The organism is Roseofilum sp. SBFL, from assembly GCF_017746885.1.
In the GTDB taxonomy this organism is placed as follows: Bacteria; Cyanobacteriota; Cyanobacteriia; order Cyanobacteriales; family Desertifilaceae; genus Roseofilum.
Genome location: NZ_JAGHZH010000002.1, coordinates 1 through 16,232, shown reverse-complemented (window position 1 = coordinate 16,232; position 16,232 = coordinate 1). Strand labels below are relative to the sequence as shown.

Sequence of the window (16,232 nt, the reverse complement as noted above, 5' to 3'; positions counted from 1 at the left end):
CAGGGGGTTTTCTGTCACTACAGGTAAGACAGTATCCTAAATCTGCTCTTGAGCGATCGCTCTTTTTTCTAAACCTATTAGACCTTTAGGAGTTTAGACCTTAAAAGGATTTAGGCGTTAGGAGATTAACTCCAGGCGTAGCTGTAACGGCTTGCAAACAAGCTCGTTTTCGGCTCACATTATCTTGCTTTCTAAAGAGGCTTTTGGCTCACATTGTTGTGCAAATCGGCTCACATTATTGCAAACGGGCTTGCAAACAGCCGTTTCGGCTCACCTTAACTACGAATAGGGTCTAATCTCTGCACAAAGGCTATCTGGGCTATTTTTTCACCCGAACGGTTCCTGAGTGTCCAATTTTGACGTTCCTTTTTTCCGGACACTCATCCCGGTTGACCAAAGGGAAAGTTATTCTCCTGTAAGCTTTTGGGCTGATTCTCACCTAATGTGGGTCGGCTGTAATGATTGCAGACCCGTGTCAGTTAATCTGGTCTGAGTCTCAGATAATGTGGGTCTGAGACCATCTTCAATCTCAATTAATCTGGTCTCAAAATTCCTTTGATTGCAGGTCGAAGCGATTTCGATTGCAGGTCGCTACACCTAGGGAGGTATCGCCAGCGTCGAACGTGGTGTCGGTGGAGTAGAAGAGTTCAAAGCTGTTGGCAACAATATCAGCAGCAGCATAACTGCCATCCGTGGTAAAAGTTGCGCCGGTTAACTGGGCGTTGGCGGTGGTAATGGCTAAGTCGAGTTGGTAGAGGGGATGGTTCGTTGTGCCTTGCGCGACGTTGGCTGCGGCAATGGTTCCAGAGGAGAGGGTTACGCCAGAGAGCGTGCCACCAGGCGAGCCAATATCGCTACCACTGTTTCCACCCGCATTAGCACTGAGATAGCCGGTTCCAAGGGGAGTGGAGCCGCCAGTGGTGCTTAAGGCCCAGTTAGAACCATCTGTATTATCTGCTGTAAGGTCAGTAAGGTAAATAGAAGCACTATTATTATCAACTGGCCAAGGAGCCGTATCGTCATAAGCAACGGTTTCAATGGCGTTAGCATGAGTGGCATGGTCGCCGCTATAGCTGGCAAAGCTATCCCAGAGACTGACGGTATCGCCAGCGTTGTTGAGTCCCATGGCACCCCAATTGGTAACGCCGATTAAGGTGATGCCAGTTCCCCAGGCGGCTTCAAAGTCAGAAGTATCGAGGTCATCGTCGTTGAAGAGAATGGCGCTACTGCCAGCAGCAATAGAACCACTGGCGATGTTGGCGGAGCCATGAGCTGTGCCATTGATATCGTCGAGGACATAGCCGGATAAATCGACTGTGCTGTTGCCAAAATTGTAGATTTCGACCCATTCCCAGTTATGTTCTGCACTGGCAGGGTTGTACATGATTTCGGAGATAATCAGAGGAGTCTGTTCTTCGTAGGCTCCGATATCGACGGTGCCAAACCTGATGCGGGCAAAGCCAGTTCCCCGTTGGTCGGTGGTGATAGTGCCGGGGACATCGGCATTGTTACCGGCATCAAGGCCGGGACTACCGGGAACGAGGGCATGGGTTTCGGTGGTTCCGCCATTGTTGGAGAGGGTGGTGTTGATGACGGTGTTGGCTGCGACTCCGGTAATGTCAGTGACACCGAAGCCCGTGCTTCCTGTGGTATTGCCAATGATGTTGAAGCCGTTGCTCGTGAAAGTTCCAAATACATCTGGGTTGCCACTGGCTGTGTTGCCAGTGATGATTGTATTTGTTACGTTTATTGTGCCCGTGGAATTATTGTAAATACCACCACCATTACTAGCCACATTTGCCGATAATGTACTGTTTATTACATTAATTGCGCCCGTAGAATTATAAATACCACCACCACCAAAATTGCTCTCATTTCCTGACAACGTGCTGTTTGTTATATTGACTATGCCCGTGGAATTATTATAAATACCACCACCACCAAAATTGCTATCATTTCCCAATAATGCGCTGTTTATTACATTAATTGTGCCTGTGGAATGATTATAAATACCACCACCACCCAGGGCAAAATCGGCATCATTATCGAATAATGTGCCGTTTATTACGTTAATAGTACCTACATTCTCATTATAAATGGCACCACCAGCAACTTCAGCTACGTTCTGGGGTAATGTACTATTTATTACGTTAGCAGTGCCTGTATTTCTATTAAGAATACCACCACCATTATCAGAGAGACCACTAAAGCCATTAAAGATCGCCAACCCATCAATCGTAACCTCAGAAGCACTATCAAAATTAAACACCCTAAATGTGTTATCCCCGCTCACTGTGAGGGAGGCATTTCCCGGCGCTTGAATGGTGACATCATTCCCCGCATTGCTGAAATAGGTTAGCTCTCCGGAGGTGAGGGTAATGGTATCGTCGGTAGCATCGGTGAACGTCGTGCCAGTAAACGTAATCGTATCTGCACCCGGATTAGCCGCAGCATGAATCAGAGCTTGTCGCAGGGAACCCTCGCCGCTATCGTTGGTATTGGTGACTTCCGTACTCAGAGCCGTGGCAGCGAGTTCATAAGCCAAGACTTGACTACCATTGCCGAGAAATAACTGAGATCCGGTTGCACTAGCACCCAAGAATTGTCCCCCTAATGCGCTGCCACTACTGTTAAGGAGTTGATTCGTACCAGCAGCAATGGTGTAGGTTTCCGTAGGCGTTGCGGAGATGGTGGTGGTGGGGGAGAGCATATCCCACACATGAAGCTCGCTAGTGGTTGCAGCCATCAGGAGCTTGCGCCCACCGACTTCATGCACGATCGCCTGATAAACTAAGTCTGTACCGGGTACGGTAATGGCTGTGCCGTTAAAAAAACAGGCGTTGAGATTCCCGTATCGGCATTAAAGGCAAAAATATTGTCACCCGTTGTATTACCACCATCGCTGGCGTAAATGTAGCCGTCCCCACTTCCATGGTCGAAATAGCTAATACCGCGAAAGCGTCCGCCAGTCCCCACATCTCGTGCCCATTGCTGAGTTAGGGTGAAAGAAGTGGCATTATTGGTTACCGACCATTTGATAATTTGGTCGCGATTACCATCATCATTGCCATAGATATATGTACCATCGGTGGTAATGGACTCGGTTTGTTCTGCTGTGGCTTGATACCCAGTGAGATTACTAGCCCAGTCATGATCGATACGCCGAATTCCTTGGGTATCGTCTCCAGCGAAGAAGATATAGCTGCCGAATTCTAGGGCGCTTTTCGCTCCATCCGCACCATTGCTATAACTATTAACTACCGTACGATTGGATGCATTATACTCCACCGGCCCTCCATCAATGGCTCCAGCTAGAGGATTTCCTGCGGTGGAAAAGTTGTTGTTGAGATAGTGGTTATTATTGCCAAAAGGGGTATTGGCAGTCCATTGAGCAGTGGTGTTATTAATTAAACTCATGGTTGCTTAGGGTGGAGTAGAGGGCACGGCAGGATGACACTTTGGAAAAACTAGAATAAAGCTCCATCCCAGTTTACTGGTTTTCCAGACTGGGATGGAGATATGGGGTTAACCATAGGTTCTTAGTTGCGATTACATCTAGAATTAGAGTTCAAAGCGTAACTCCAAACTCGGAGCAAATTCAGCACAAAACCTGGCAGAACTTCCTAACTCGATAACTTACTGGCATTAACAATCGCAACTAAGGCAACCCCCACATCTGCAAATACGGCTACCCAAAGATTCGCCATTCCGATCGCTCCCAAAGTAATGAAAAAGCCTTTCACTGCCAAGGCAAAAATGATATTCTGCCACACGATGCGACGGGTTTTATGAGCGACTTGGATCGCTTCTACTACTTTGGAAGGAGCATCCGTCATAATGACCACATCTGCTGTTTCAATAGCAGCATCAGAACCGAGTCCCCCCATGGCCATGCCCACATCTGCCCTCGCAATCACAGGGGCATCATTAATACCATCGCCAACAAAGACGACTTTGCTTTTCGTACGATGGGCTTGATGTAAAAATTCTTCTAAGGCGCTGACTTTATCTTCTGGCAAGAGATCAGCCCGATATTGGTTGAGTCCTAATTTCTGGGCAACGCGATCGGCAACGGGTTGGGAGTCCCCAGTGAGCATAGCCGTTTGAATCCCTTGAGCCTGTAGAGTATAAATGGTTTCGGCTGCATCCTCTTTTAACTCATCGGCAATGATGATGCGTCCGGTATACTGACCATCGACAGCTAAGTGAGCAACAGTTGCTTCGAGAGCACAAACCTGATGGGGAATATTTTCTTGATGCAAGAGGCGATCGTTTCCCACTAGTACCCTCTGATTCCCCACTTTAGCGCGAATGCCATGTCCGGAAATTTCCTCATAGTCCTGCACCTTGGCCTCATCAAGAGGCTTTCCGTAGGCAGTACGGATGGATTGGGCGACGGGATGATTGGAATGAAACTCGACGGTTGCGGCTAGTTCTAACAATTGAGTTGGGGTGAGTCCATTATCAGAAATTATATCGGTGACGTTGAATGTCCCTTTTGTTAAGGTTCCTGTCTTATCAAAAACAACGGTTTTCACTTGGGTGAGTGCGTCTAAAAAAGTTGAACCTTTGACCAAAATGCCCCGCTTGGCTGCGCCTCCTACACCACCAAAGTAGCCCAAGGGAATACTAATCACTAAACCGCAGGGACAGGAAATGACCAGTAACACTAGGGCGCGATACGTCCATTCTGCGTGACTTGCACCAGTAATCAGCAAGGGCGGAATGATGGCAACTGCTAAGGAGAGAAAGACCACTACCGGAGTATAGTAGCGGGCAAAGCGGGTCATGAATTTTTCGGTATCTGCTTTTTTGCTACTGGCATTTTCTACTAGTTCTAAAATTTTAGCAATCGATGATTCATTGAAGCGCTTGGTTACCTGAAGAGTCAAAACTCCGGACTGATTAATCATGCCAGCAAGAACGGTATCTCCTTCTCGAACGCTGCGGGGAACAGATTCGCCAATGAGGGCGGAAGTATCAACTAGGGATTTGCCGGTGAGAATTTCGCCATCGAGGGGTACTTTTTCGCCAGGACGCACCAGAATGATATCCCCAATATTGACCGATTCTGGTGAGACTGGGTAAATTTGACCGTTGACTTTTAGATTGGCGCTGTCGGGTCTAACTTCTAGTAAGGCTTTGATGGAACGGCGGGAACGGCCAACGGAATATCCCTGCAAGAGTTCGCCTACCTGAAAGAAGAGCATTACGCCAACGGCTTCGGGGATTTCGTGGATGGCGACTGCGCCTAGGGTGGCAATGGTCATTAAGAAGTTTTCATCAAAGATATGTCCCTTGAGAATATTGCGCCCTGCTGCTGTCAACACACTCCAACCACTAATGAGGTAGGCGGGAAGCAATACAACATATTCCCCCAGAGAAAAAGGGGTGTTTTGTAAGGGTTTGTTGAAAATCAAGCCAATCAGAAATAGGATTGTAGCGATCGCGAAAGGAGTTAGTTCTCTTTTTAGGTTAAACTCTGCTTCTTCCTGCTGAAGAGGGCGATCGTGGCTGCAACAGCCGCAGTGAGAATGGGCTTCTGTCATAGCGTCCTGCCTTTGTGACAATAAAACATGAATATCTGAATAATAGTTCATACTTTATCACGATCGCCTTCATCCCAATCTAAAATTTTTCCTTAAGATGGGTCGCCACCTTTCGACAAACTGCCGTGCTCAAGGGGTGAAAAGGAGGCTAGAAAGTATGCTATATAAGGGATATAAACTTTAACCTCTTCCAGAAAAATAAGCATTTATCGGGACTTAAACCAGAAAAATAATGAAATAAGGTTATAATAGCTTGCTATTTTAGGCTTGATTTGGTGTTGATCTTTATTGAAGTCCCGTTAATGAGTCATGGCCTAAACTCACCTCTACGGTTAACAATTTTTAACTTTGAATTGATTTATGAACGTTTTATTTCGAGAATTTAATCCTTTTGATGTTTGGATCTGGCTGGAATTCAGCACGGTTCCCAGTGATGCGGAAAAGCTATATCTGCAAGAAGCCTTTGATGCTTGGTATTATTTAGGCAAGTTGGGTGGATTTAATGCCGAAAATCTGCAAGTGCAAGAGGAAGGCTTGGATCTCAGTTATATGACCTATGACGATCGACAAGGCGATCGCTCCTTGATGGCGTTAATGCATAACATGGGAGACTTGGAATATCAGGGAAATTGGGGACGCTGTTGGTTTGATCTGGGGACCAGTGATGCTCTGGCTTTAGATGTCCTGATTAACGCCTTGCAGCAACTCAGCCAGGAGTATGTAGCGATTGAAACTCTAATTATGGGTGGCGTTAACGCGGATTGGCCGATTCCGGAAACCCAAGATACGTTTGTGCAATATTAGTGTAGCGGCAATCATGTCTAAGAAGAAACCAAAAATTCGGGTTATTGCCCTCGGATTGATTAGAGATGGCGATCGCCTATTCCTCTCTGAAGGCTACGATCCGGATAAAGACCAAACCTTCTATCGTGCCTTAGGAGGTGGTGTTGAGTTTGGCGAAACCTCCCGCGAAACACTTCAACGGGAATTTCAGGAAGAATTAAACGCCGAACTAACCCACATTGAATATCTAGGCTGTATAGAAAGCCTATTTACTTATCAGAGTCAACCCAGACACGAAATCCTCCAGCTCTATCGTGCCCAATTTGTAGATCCCAGATTCTATCGGCAAAATCGTTTTACGTTCCATGAACAAAAGCGCAGCAAAACCGCCTTATGGGTCAATCTTAATGCCTGTAAATCTGGAGAAGTGCGAGTGGTTCCCCCAGAATTTTTAGGGTATCTGTAGTCATATCAAGTCAGTTAAAATTATCGAGAGGGTACCCTTTGTTAAGCACATCATGATCAAGAAAAGGTATTATTGAGCAAATTTTACCCGAAAAAATGTAGGAGCAAACAGCCGTTCGCTCCTACAAAATCTTACTAATCACCGGTTACCAGCACTCTAACTTATCGGAACATGCTACTAACGGAACTATCTTCATGGATACGCCAAATGGTTTCTCCAACCAAATTAGCCACAGACAACACCCGCAGTTGAGGGAAGTACTTATCTTCAGGCAATTGAATCGTATTCGTAACAATCACCTCTTCAAATACGCCACTAGAAAGACGCTCAACGGCTGGATGGGAGAAAACAGCATGGGTAGCACAAGCATAAACTTGTCTTGCTCCTTTTTCGCGCAGCATTCTTGCCCCTTCAGAGATGGTTCCGGCGGTATCAACCATGTCATCGACTAATACGGCAGTTTTGCCTTCCACGTCTCCAATGAGATTGAGTACTTCAGCCACATTGTGAGCTTGACGGCGCTTATCAATAATGGCTAAAGGCGCATCATTGAGTTTTTTGGCAAATGCTCTTGCTCTCGCCACTCCACCGACATCAGGAGAAACTACAACCAGATCGGGTAATTGCTTACTTAAAAGATAATCAATTAAAACGGGAGAACCATAAACATGGTCACAGGGAATATCAAAATAGCCTTGAATTTGAGCAGAATGCAAATCCATTGCTAAGACACGACTGGCTCCAGCTTCGGTAATTAAATTAGCCACTAATTTAGCGGTAATCGATTCACGACCAGCCGTTTTACGGTCAGCCCTGGCGTAACCATAGTAGGGGATAACCGCTGTAATTTGGCGGGCAGATGCTCGACGACAAGCATCTATCATGATCAACAGCTCCATTAAATGGTCGTTGACTGGAGAGCTTGACGGTTGAATCAAATAAACATCGCAACCGCGAATCGACTCTTGAATTTGAACATAAAGTTCGCCATCAGCGAACCGTTTACGAACCATTGGCCCTAGATCCACCCCTAAATAGCGGGCGACTTCTTGAGCCAAGAATAAGTTAGCAGAGCCAGCAAATAACCGAAGGCGGTTATTTTCATTGACAGATGGTAGCGTTGGCTGAATTGCCAAAGTCGCAGAACGGATCACGACAAACCCTCGAAGCGCACTCATTGGCAATCTTATCACTAGAAATTGGCTTATTATTATGTATTTTTTATGAAAAGTTTATGATTGACTGATTTAAGGAAGGAAAAATTGCTCAAAAAGCTGATGATGGGGTTAACAATAGAGACGATTTTGGGTTGTGGTTGGGTTAAGGGGTGATGTGGGTGATGAGTTGATCGAGTTCGGTTTGCATGGTATTAAGAACTTGCTGATAGCAGGACTCAACATAATCAAAATCGCTAGCTGCTTTGCGTCCGTAGGTTGGGAAGCGGATGGGTGGACAAATGCGGGTATGAATCTGAATGGGTAGGGGAATGTGGGGCAAGGGGCCAAAGGCAATTCCCCAGGGAAGTCCAAGATAAATGGGGAAGACTTCAGGATCGATGTCATAAACCCAAGGCATTCCCCATTCATGGAGTTGTTTCATCAGGGGATAGATATCTCCTAGAACCATGAGAGTATCATGGGCCCCATAGGAAATGGCGGGGATGATGGGGATGTTTTGGCGCAGCGCCAGTTTAATGAATCCTTTACGGCCGGCGAATTGGATTTGATTCCGTTGAGAATGGGGACGAAAAACGTCTTGCGCTCCTCCGGGATAGACGAGGACGCTGGCCCCTTTTTGGAAGGCGGCGATCGCCATTTTCGGGTTAGCTCGAATGGCTCCAACAGCCACCGCTTCTTTTGCCAAACCAGGATTGAGTTCCCAAATATGGCGGTGCATTAGGCCGTAAACCAGGCGCTGTGTTCCAAAATGGCGAAACCAATCATAAATCATCATGACCATATCTGGAGAGACTAAGCCGCCGTTATGGGAGCCAACGATCAGGACTTGTTCATCCTTGGGAATATGATGCCAACCCTCGGTTTGTACGCGAAAATAGTACTGATAAAACCAGCCCCAAACTGACATCCAAGATTGAATGACTTGGGGGTTTCGTTCGTCTAGAGACCATCCATCTCCGGGTTTTTGATGCAGAGTGTTTGTCATGGGGGGGTTGAAGATTGGCGATCGCCTTCTTTAAACACAGGTCAAATCTCGATCTTTAACTGCTCTTTTGATCTGTGTCAACCAACTGCTGCTTCAAAAGGATTTGAGATTAGATTATCTTTTGCGAATACTTATCAATATATCTGAAATCAGTCTTGGCATTAAATCACTCGGTCATTACCTCCATCAACAGGGACTTGTGCAGCCGTCGTTTTTGCAAATAGGGGGCCGCACATTTCGGCGGCAAGTTCAGCGACAGAATGGCTATCAACTTCTACTTTTAAAACATTATTGGTTTTATATTCTTCCACGGTTAAACGATAATGGGCGGCGCGAGCATTGAGGACATCTTCTGTCCATAAACCGGTGTCAAATACGGCATTGGGATGGAGGGTGTTGAGGCGGATTTTGTCTTTGCCCCACTCTAATGCAGCAACGCGCATGAGTTGATTTAAAGCCGCTTTAGAGGCAGAATAGGCGGCGGCTCCAGGCCCGGGGGCGGGGACATTTTTAGAGCCGATGACCACAACTCGACCGCCTTGAGGCGCGAGTTTGAGTAGGGGATAGGCTTGGCGCAAGAGGGCAAGATTGGCATCTAAATTGACTGACATGACTTTGCTCCATTCGCTACTGCTGAGGTCAGCAATGGGGCATCCTCCGGGAAAAATGCCAGCGTTGAGGATGAGCATATCTAAGCCACCAAACTGTTGCACAGCTTGTTCTAGAGCGGCAGTGAGGGCAGTTTTGTCGGTAACATCGCAGGTGATGCCATGGAAGTCGGCGCGGTTATAGAGGGCTTCAATGTTGGTATCGATATCTAAACCGATAACGGCTGCTCCTCGCTTGAGCAGGGAGTCTACACAGGCTTTGCCAATGCCAGAGGCTGCACCAGTGACTAGGGCAATTTCACCAGTAAACAGGGGAGGTTTGCCACCTTTGCGGAGTTTCGCTTGTTCTAAGTCCCAGTATTCCACGGCAAAGATGTCTTTGGCAGAGAGTGCCTGATAGCCGCCTAGCTGCGTGCTAGTGCTGATAATGTCGATGGTATGGTCGTAAATGTCAGCAATGATATGGGCTTGTTTCACGGTTTTGCCTACAGTACACATACCCAGTTCTGGGTCAAGAATGACTCTGGGGATGGGGTCGAGGATGGTTAAATCTGGCGTAGCGTGGGTGCGGAAATAGGCTTGATAGGTTTCCACATAACTTTGAATATCTCGTCCAACCAGGGGTAGGCGTTTGGTGCGAATGACGTGATCTGGGGTTGCAGGGCCTTGTTGGGAGATGTGTTGAATATCGTCTCGTTGGGCAAAGTTGAGGGTTTTGGGGTTGCGGTGGGTGCTGAGAATGATGGGAAATTGGGCGGTTTTGGAAAGGGTATGGCGCAGTTGGGCTAGGGTTTGACTGAGGGGGGCAGGTTCTGGCAGAGGCTGTTCAGGAATAGAAGTAATAGCCCCTTGTTTTTGTCGATAACTTTCTGCTTGACTGACTAGCTCAATCATGCATTCATAGGATTCTTGAGCCGTGGCTCCAAAGGAAAAGATACCATGATTCATGAGTACCATGCCGAGGGTATGCTCTCCTGCTTCTAGAGCAAATTGACGGGCACAGACTCGCGCGAGGTCAAATCCGGGCATGACGTAGGGTATGACGATCAGGCGATCGCCATAAATCTCTTCTATCCGCTCTCTGCCATTGGCTGTATTTGTAACCGCAATAATGGCATCTGCATGGGTATGATCGACGTATTTGTAGGGCAAGATAGCGTGCAAAATCGTCTCTACAGACGGAGAAGGGGCGCTAGCACGGCTCATCTGAGTTTTGAGTTCATTGACCATTTGCGGGTCGGATAACTGCTCTAATTGTGCCAATTTAAGCAAGTGGGGAATCCGTACTGGGGCAAATCCTTCGGCTTCAATGGTGGCCAGATCCCATCCGCTCCCTTTGACGTAAAGAATGTCTTCTTCTTCTCCAAAGAGGTTCGTTTCTTTGACTTTTACGGAGGTATTACCGCCTCCATGGAGGACGAGGGAGGGGTCTTTTCCTAATAAGCGCGAGGTATAAACTCTTTGTTCTAAATCTGTTGTATATTGAGCGGCTTCGCCCGTATTCCACAAGTTTTTAACCATAATTTTATAGCGCTTTGTGCTGGTAATGGGTAAACCACTTTTTACTTTAAAAGTACTTATATGGCAATACAGCCAAGGGGCTTAAGCCCCTTATTTAATGCAGGATGATAGAGAAACTAACAGCAGTTTACTCACTGAGGATTTGAGGAACTTTAAAAAAGTCCCCATCGCGATCGGGAGCATTGTCTAAAAGAGCTTCTCGAAACTCATCTGGAGTCAGCAAATCATCGCGGGTGATATTGCTTAATTCGATCGCCCGCGTGGTGGGGGGAACGCCTTCGGTGTCTAACTCATTGAGCTGTTCCACATAGTCGAGAATCTGGCTCAGTTCACCACTAAACTGGGCTTCCTCTTCCGAAGTCAGGGCTAAACGGGCAAGATGGGCAACTTTATGAACTTGTTCTTGGTCGAGCATAAGGGTTGTGAAAGATGACAGAAAACAATAGACTTAGAAAAAGACTTCGCCTTGCGATCGCCCGGTATTTTTCAACCAGTTTTGGGCTTCGATATAGTTATTGGGAGCCATTTTAATCGCCCGGTTCCAATAATCTGCGGCGATATCAAATAATGCTTCTGCTTTCTCATTATCACCCTCGGCTTTGATCTGTTCCCCTTTATAGTGATAAATGACTGCGATATTATTCAAGGCTTGGGGCATATTATCATTCAAATCCAAGGCTTGCTCATAATAGTCGATCGCCTGGTCATGCTCCCCGTTACTGGCATGGATCAAGCCGACATTGTAGAGGATGTAGCTGCGATCGTTAGCATCTTCCTCTAACTTCAACGCCTCATAATAATTATCCAAAGCCTCCGCATACTCACCATCAGCCTGGGCAGACATCCCATCGCGATAATAGGCAAAGGCAGTTTTCGACTTATTGCTCGTGGGCAGAATCTTCAAAATAATATCTGCCATCACCGTAAAGCTTTTATCAATAAAGTTATCGTTGCGCTGGGTTCTCGGCATAACGGTTTAGATTAAGAGGTTTCAACTCGCCATTGTAACAAGGATAGATGCTGATACGATACCCGCTTTAAACTCAGGGCTGTTTCATGCTCCCCAGAAAAATACCCCTCTTTCGGCAGAGTGACAAAAGAGGGGTATCTAGATATTCCCCTATACTGCACCTCTCTAGCGTCCGCAAAGATACCCAAATGGGCAAACCGAGATCGTTGTTCAAAATCCACCGGGAAATGGCTTGTAACCGTGTCGTTTTCCCTGAACCTGGTTCGCCAATAATCGCCAAACGCTTACCCCCGCTCTGGGGACTCTTTCCCTGTTTCAGTACATCGGTGCAAAACTGATCTGGGGAATTTGGTGCTGTTGCAACCGTTCAATCTGCCGATCTAAACCAGGAGCCAATACCTTCGCATCGGCACGTCCGGTAACAAGATTAATTAAAACGGGCAATAAAACACCAGATAACGGATCGATCATGGGAGAACTAACCCCAGCTTTGAAGAGAATGATGCTTAACGATGAGTATAGCGTTTCTGGTATCAATTAAGATTGGCTTGATAGATCGCAAGGACAACTGTTTCAGAGGTGGTATTATTGAACGCGAGTCCAAACTTTAGAGGTTTGAGATTATGATTAGCTTTTTTCTCACTTGGGCTTTAGCGGCGATCGCCTTGGCGATAACTGCCTATATTGTCCCCGGTTTGGCGATCTCCAGTTGGCAAGCAGCGGCTGTTGGAGCGATCGTTATGGGGTTGGTTAATGCTATTGTTAAGCCCATTTTGACGATTCTGACGTTGCCGTTAACTATTCTCAGTTTAGGCTTGTTCTTACTGGTGGTTAACGCCATTTCCCTTTCGTTAGTCGGCTATTTTACTCCTGGATTTACAATAGCCGGTTTTTGGCCAGCCGTGTTTGGGTCAGTTGTATTATCTTTGGTTTCCTGGTTAATCGATCAATTTACAGGAAAGGAAGCCAATAACGATTAAGTTGAAGTTGAATTGATGTTTGCCTTCTCCCACCTCCTTCTCCTGCACTCATGTTGTAGGGTTGCCAAATCCTATCCAGTAACGCTTGTGGGCGAGGAGATAGGGGGATAGGCAGAGAGGTGAAGCTTTTAAATGTGGGTTAAGAAATACGGTTCAGGCGGTTGCGTAGGGAAAGGCGGAAGATCGATCGCATACAGAAGAAGCTAAACAAACCCGATCCACAGAGTAGGGTAATCGCCCATCCGAAAAATTGTCCCACAAACAGAATCGTGCTGGAAATCAAGGTAAACCCAGCACCACAGAGATAGAGTACACTTTGCACTCCTAAGCTCAAAGACTCTAAAAGGCGATCGCTCTCTTTCGCTTTGACGGAAAACGCTAAGTCTCCCGTATCCATCCGTTTCCCTAACTGTGCCAAGAAGCGATCGGTAACCGTTGGTTTTTGAAAGGGGGACTGCATCCATAACTTCACCTGTCGCAGGGTTTCCCCGACTAAATATCCTGTCCCCTTCCCTGCGGCTACTTCCCGAACAAAGGGTTGAGAAGAGGTAACAAAATTATATTCGGGGTCTAAAATACGGGCAATGCCATCTAAGGTGGTTAAAGCCTTTAACACAAACGTCATTTCTGCGGGTAAGCGAAACGGCTGCTCTTCAAACATGGCATAAAGTTCATCTTTAATTAAGGTGAATTCGCGGAAATTTACGGGTCGTTCCGTAAACCGATCCAACAAAAATGTAATCAAGCGACGCACAGGGGTCATATCTTTCATGGGTTCAATTAAACCCATATTGATTAATGTCTCCACGACTTCGTCGGTATCCTTGCGTAAGACAGCAAAAAAATTGCGGATCATCTGGTCTTTGGCTAAAGATTTAATTTCCCCCATCATGCCAAAATCATAGAAAATAAGTTGCCCTTTAGAGGTAACAGCTAAATTTCCAGGATGGGGATCAGCTTGGAAAAAACCATCTAAGAGCAGTTGCTTGAGATAGCAGCAAATGCCCACTTGGTTGATTTTCTGAGGGTCTAAACCGCAAGCGATCAAGGCTTCTCGATTGTCCACTTTAATGCCCGGTAAATATTCGATGGTTAAGACCTTGTTTGTGGTATAGCGCCAATAAATTTTGGGAACCAGAATTTCCGGATGGTTGGCAAAATTTTTCCGAAAGCGGTCTGCATTTAAGGCTTCTTGTTTATAGTCAATTTCTTGATAAAGAATGCGGAAAAATTCACCATAGATAGTTCGTAGTTCATATTTGCGCGTCCAAGCGAAGAGGAATTCAGTGACTTGGATGCCTCGATAGATGGCTTTAGCATCCACATCAAATAAGGCTCTTAAGCCGGGACGTTGAACTTTAATCACGACTTCTTCTTGGGTGTGGAGGATGGCGCGATGGACTTGCCCTAAACTGGCAGCAGCGAGGGGTAGGGGATCAAAATTGCGGAAGATTGCGCCTACGGATGCGCCTAGTTCTAGTTCGATAATGGCGATCGCCTCGTCCACGTCAAAGGCTGGAACTCGATCTTGCAGTTGTTCCAATGCTTCTACATATTCGACGGGTAAGAGATCTGCCCTAGTGGAGAGAGATTGACCAATTTTAATAAATGTCGGCCCTAGTTTGAGTAGGGTTTGTACTAAACCCCTCGCCCGTTTGCGCTTGAGAGCGGAAGAAGCCCCCCCACGCCAACGATCCCAGAGTAACAGAGCGATGAAGCGAGTCGCCGCCATAAACACTTGAATTTGGCGAATGATGGGAGAATAGGTGAGTTTTTGCCAGCGCCGCGATCGAGGTTGACTAATTTTGAGCATTCTGGGAATTACCCGTTACGTTCCTTAAATTCTGACTTCTTAGCTACTCTAACCTATTCCCTATTGCCTATTTCCTCGTGGGAAGCGCTATCACTCTGGGGGAGGAGAAGGGTAAAACAGGTTTCCCAAGCCGATCCAGAGTCGAGAGGCTCACTACTGACAGTAATGGTTCTTCCTAATTGTTCCACCAAAGCCTTCACGAGGGCTAGACCTAAACCCATTCCGGCGATCGCCCGATCCGTAACTCCAGTTCCGCGACGGAATTTGTGGCAAATCTCCGCTAATTCAGTATTCTGAATGCCCATACCTCGATTGGCGATCTCCACAGCTACTCCATCTCTCCCATCTGCGCGATCGGGTTGTACAGAGATCTTAACTTGACTTTGAGCATCGGAGAATTTGCCCGCATTAGCAAGCAACTCTGCTAGAATGCGCTTGAGGCTATCTGGCTCTGTCTCTAGATTGGTCGATTCTGGATCGATTTCTAGGTTAAGTTTCAACTGCTTATGACTCCATCGAGTTTCAAATCCTGCGGTTGTCGTCTCTATGAAATCTTGCACATCAACCGTTTGACTATCTATGCTAACTGTCTGCTCTTCCAATTCTTGCAATGTTAATAAGTCATCGATCAGCAGAAGTGTTGAATGTTAGCTTAATGCCGAAAAAAAGAGGATAAAATATGGTATTGTATCCTCAAAGATAGAACAATAATCCTCAAATGGTCTCCTCATTTACAGCCCTAGTCAAATCAATCCTGAAATCCTTGCCCCCTCATGACTACCCAGTTTTGAACTCTCGGCTATTCTTTAAGATTGGGTTAAATTTCGTGTTAGATAGTAACTTGACCAGCATGAGAAGTCTGTTTTATCGATTCAATCATACGGGTATAGAAATAGACATTTCGACTTTTTCTAAAGCCTGTAAATCAAGAGAAGATACTTGTTTTTATCGAGTGTATTATCAACTGATCCAGAAAATAAAAAAGAAAAGACCAGTGGAAGCAATGAATTTAATGGCCATAGATTCAACGGTAATAACGCTGACAAGCAAACTATTTTGGTCACAAAAATATCATCAAGTAAAATTGATAAATGGGAGAGAGATAAGCTCAGAAAATTTAACTGAATGTTTGATTAACTTTGGTCAAGAACATGAGGCTAAATTTAAGGATCAGGTAATGACGATGATTCCCGATGGAGCAGTGGCCATAATGGATAGAGGTTTTGCTAGTTGGGAATTTTATAGAAGAAATGAGTAAAACTCAGACAAAATTTGTGGTTCGGATTAAGAATAACATGAAAACCCAATTTAATCCCCAAAGATATCGAGTGGTATGCTTTCATGATCCAGAAACCCAAACCGAATATCGTCTGGCTACT

Annotated in this window: 15 protein-coding genes; 4 read left to right on the top strand and 11 right to left on the bottom strand. The window is 46.1% G+C overall.

All coding sequences use genetic code 11. The features are described from left to right. Nucleotides 1-544 precede the first annotated feature (544 nt). The 3 genes from J7545_RS00095 to J7545_RS00085 form a co-directional block, all read right to left on the bottom strand. Nucleotides 545-2,746, bottom strand: coding sequence for a choice-of-anchor Q domain-containing protein (locus J7545_RS00095; RefSeq protein ID WP_318698816.1), 2,202 nt, complete (start codon nucleotides 2,744-2,746; stop codon nucleotides 545-547). A gap of 44 nt (nucleotides 2,747-2,790) precedes the next feature. Beyond that, nucleotides 2,791-3,417, bottom strand: a complete 627-nt coding sequence (locus J7545_RS00090) for a hypothetical protein (protein WP_318698815.1) — start codon at nucleotides 3,415-3,417, stop codon at nucleotides 2,791-2,793. Nucleotides 3,418-3,623: 206 nt separating this feature from the next. Beyond that, the gene (locus J7545_RS00085; protein WP_318718977.1) at nucleotides 3,624-5,549 is read right to left on the bottom strand and encodes a heavy metal translocating P-type ATPase; all 1,926 of its coding nucleotides are present in this window, start codon (nucleotides 5,547-5,549) and stop codon (nucleotides 3,624-3,626) included. Nucleotides 5,550-5,909: 360 nt separating this feature from the next. Here J7545_RS00085 and J7545_RS00080 point away from each other — a divergent pair, with 360 nt between their 5' ends. Beyond that, nucleotides 5,910-6,353, top strand: a complete 444-nt coding sequence (locus tag J7545_RS00080) for a DUF3531 family protein (protein WP_318698813.1) — start codon at nucleotides 5,910-5,912, stop codon at nucleotides 6,351-6,353. A gap of 13 nt (nucleotides 6,354-6,366) precedes the next feature. Next, nucleotides 6,367-6,798, top strand: a complete 432-nt coding sequence (locus J7545_RS00075) for an NUDIX hydrolase (RefSeq protein WP_318698812.1) — start codon at nucleotides 6,367-6,369, stop codon at nucleotides 6,796-6,798. A 161-nt stretch (nucleotides 6,799-6,959) separates the two neighbouring features. Here J7545_RS00075 and J7545_RS00070 read toward each other — a convergent pair whose 3' ends face one another. The 6 genes from J7545_RS00070 to J7545_RS00045 all read right to left on the bottom strand — a co-directional run bounded on the left by J7545_RS00070 (nucleotide 6,960) and on the right by J7545_RS00045 (nucleotide 12,531). After that, nucleotides 6,960-7,976: a ribose-phosphate pyrophosphokinase gene (locus J7545_RS00070; protein ID WP_318698811.1), complete on the bottom strand. Its 1,017-nt coding sequence runs from the start codon at nucleotides 7,974-7,976 to the stop codon at nucleotides 6,960-6,962. Between the two features lie 142 nt (nucleotides 7,977-8,118). Next, the gene (locus J7545_RS00065) at nucleotides 8,119-8,961 is read right to left on the bottom strand and encodes a lysophospholipid acyltransferase family protein (RefSeq protein ID WP_318698810.1); all 843 of its coding nucleotides are present in this window, start codon (nucleotides 8,959-8,961) and stop codon (nucleotides 8,119-8,121) included. A gap of 161 nt (nucleotides 8,962-9,122) precedes the next feature. Next, entirely contained in the window at nucleotides 9,123-11,090 is a 1,968-nt protein-coding gene (locus J7545_RS00060; RefSeq protein WP_318698809.1) for a bifunctional aldolase/short-chain dehydrogenase, read from the bottom strand. Between the two features lie 127 nt (nucleotides 11,091-11,217). Continuing rightward, a complete protein-coding gene (gene gatC / locus J7545_RS00055) occupies nucleotides 11,218-11,505 on the bottom strand; it encodes an Asp-tRNA(Asn)/Glu-tRNA(Gln) amidotransferase subunit GatC (protein WP_318698808.1) in 288 nt (95 codons plus the stop codon). A gap of 33 nt (nucleotides 11,506-11,538) precedes the next feature. Continuing rightward, on the bottom strand, nucleotides 11,539-12,060 hold the full coding sequence (locus J7545_RS00050) for a photosystem I assembly protein Ycf3 (RefSeq protein WP_271942564.1): 522 nt from the start codon (nucleotides 12,058-12,060) through the stop codon (nucleotides 11,539-11,541). A 315-nt stretch (nucleotides 12,061-12,375) separates the two neighbouring features. Further along, on the bottom strand, nucleotides 12,376-12,531 hold the full coding sequence (locus J7545_RS00045; protein WP_318698807.1) for a hypothetical protein: 156 nt from the start codon (nucleotides 12,529-12,531) through the stop codon (nucleotides 12,376-12,378). Nucleotides 12,532-12,683: 152 nt separating this feature from the next. Here J7545_RS00045 and J7545_RS00040 point away from each other — a divergent pair, with 152 nt between their 5' ends. Further along, complete coding sequence (locus tag J7545_RS00040) at nucleotides 12,684-13,040, top strand: phage holin family protein (RefSeq protein WP_318698806.1); 357 nt, start codon at nucleotides 12,684-12,686, stop codon at nucleotides 13,038-13,040. Between the two features lie 139 nt (nucleotides 13,041-13,179). Here J7545_RS00040 and J7545_RS00035 read toward each other — a convergent pair whose 3' ends face one another. Further along, nucleotides 13,180-14,853 (bottom strand): AarF/ABC1/UbiB kinase family protein, encoded by a 1,674-nt coding sequence (locus tag J7545_RS00035; protein WP_318698805.1) that lies wholly within the window; start codon nucleotides 14,851-14,853, stop codon nucleotides 13,180-13,182. A 53-nt stretch (nucleotides 14,854-14,906) separates the two neighbouring features. Beyond that, nucleotides 14,907-15,464: an ATP-binding protein gene (locus J7545_RS00030; protein WP_318698804.1), complete on the bottom strand. Its 558-nt coding sequence runs from the start codon at nucleotides 15,462-15,464 to the stop codon at nucleotides 14,907-14,909. 215 nt (nucleotides 15,465-15,679) lie between these two features. On the opposite strand from J7545_RS00030, the gene J7545_RS00025 reads away from it, so the two are divergent. Beyond that, a complete protein-coding gene (locus J7545_RS00025) occupies nucleotides 15,680-16,111 on the top strand; it encodes a hypothetical protein (RefSeq protein ID WP_318718976.1) in 432 nt (143 codons plus the stop codon). The last annotated feature ends 121 nt before the right edge of the window (nucleotides 16,112-16,232 follow it).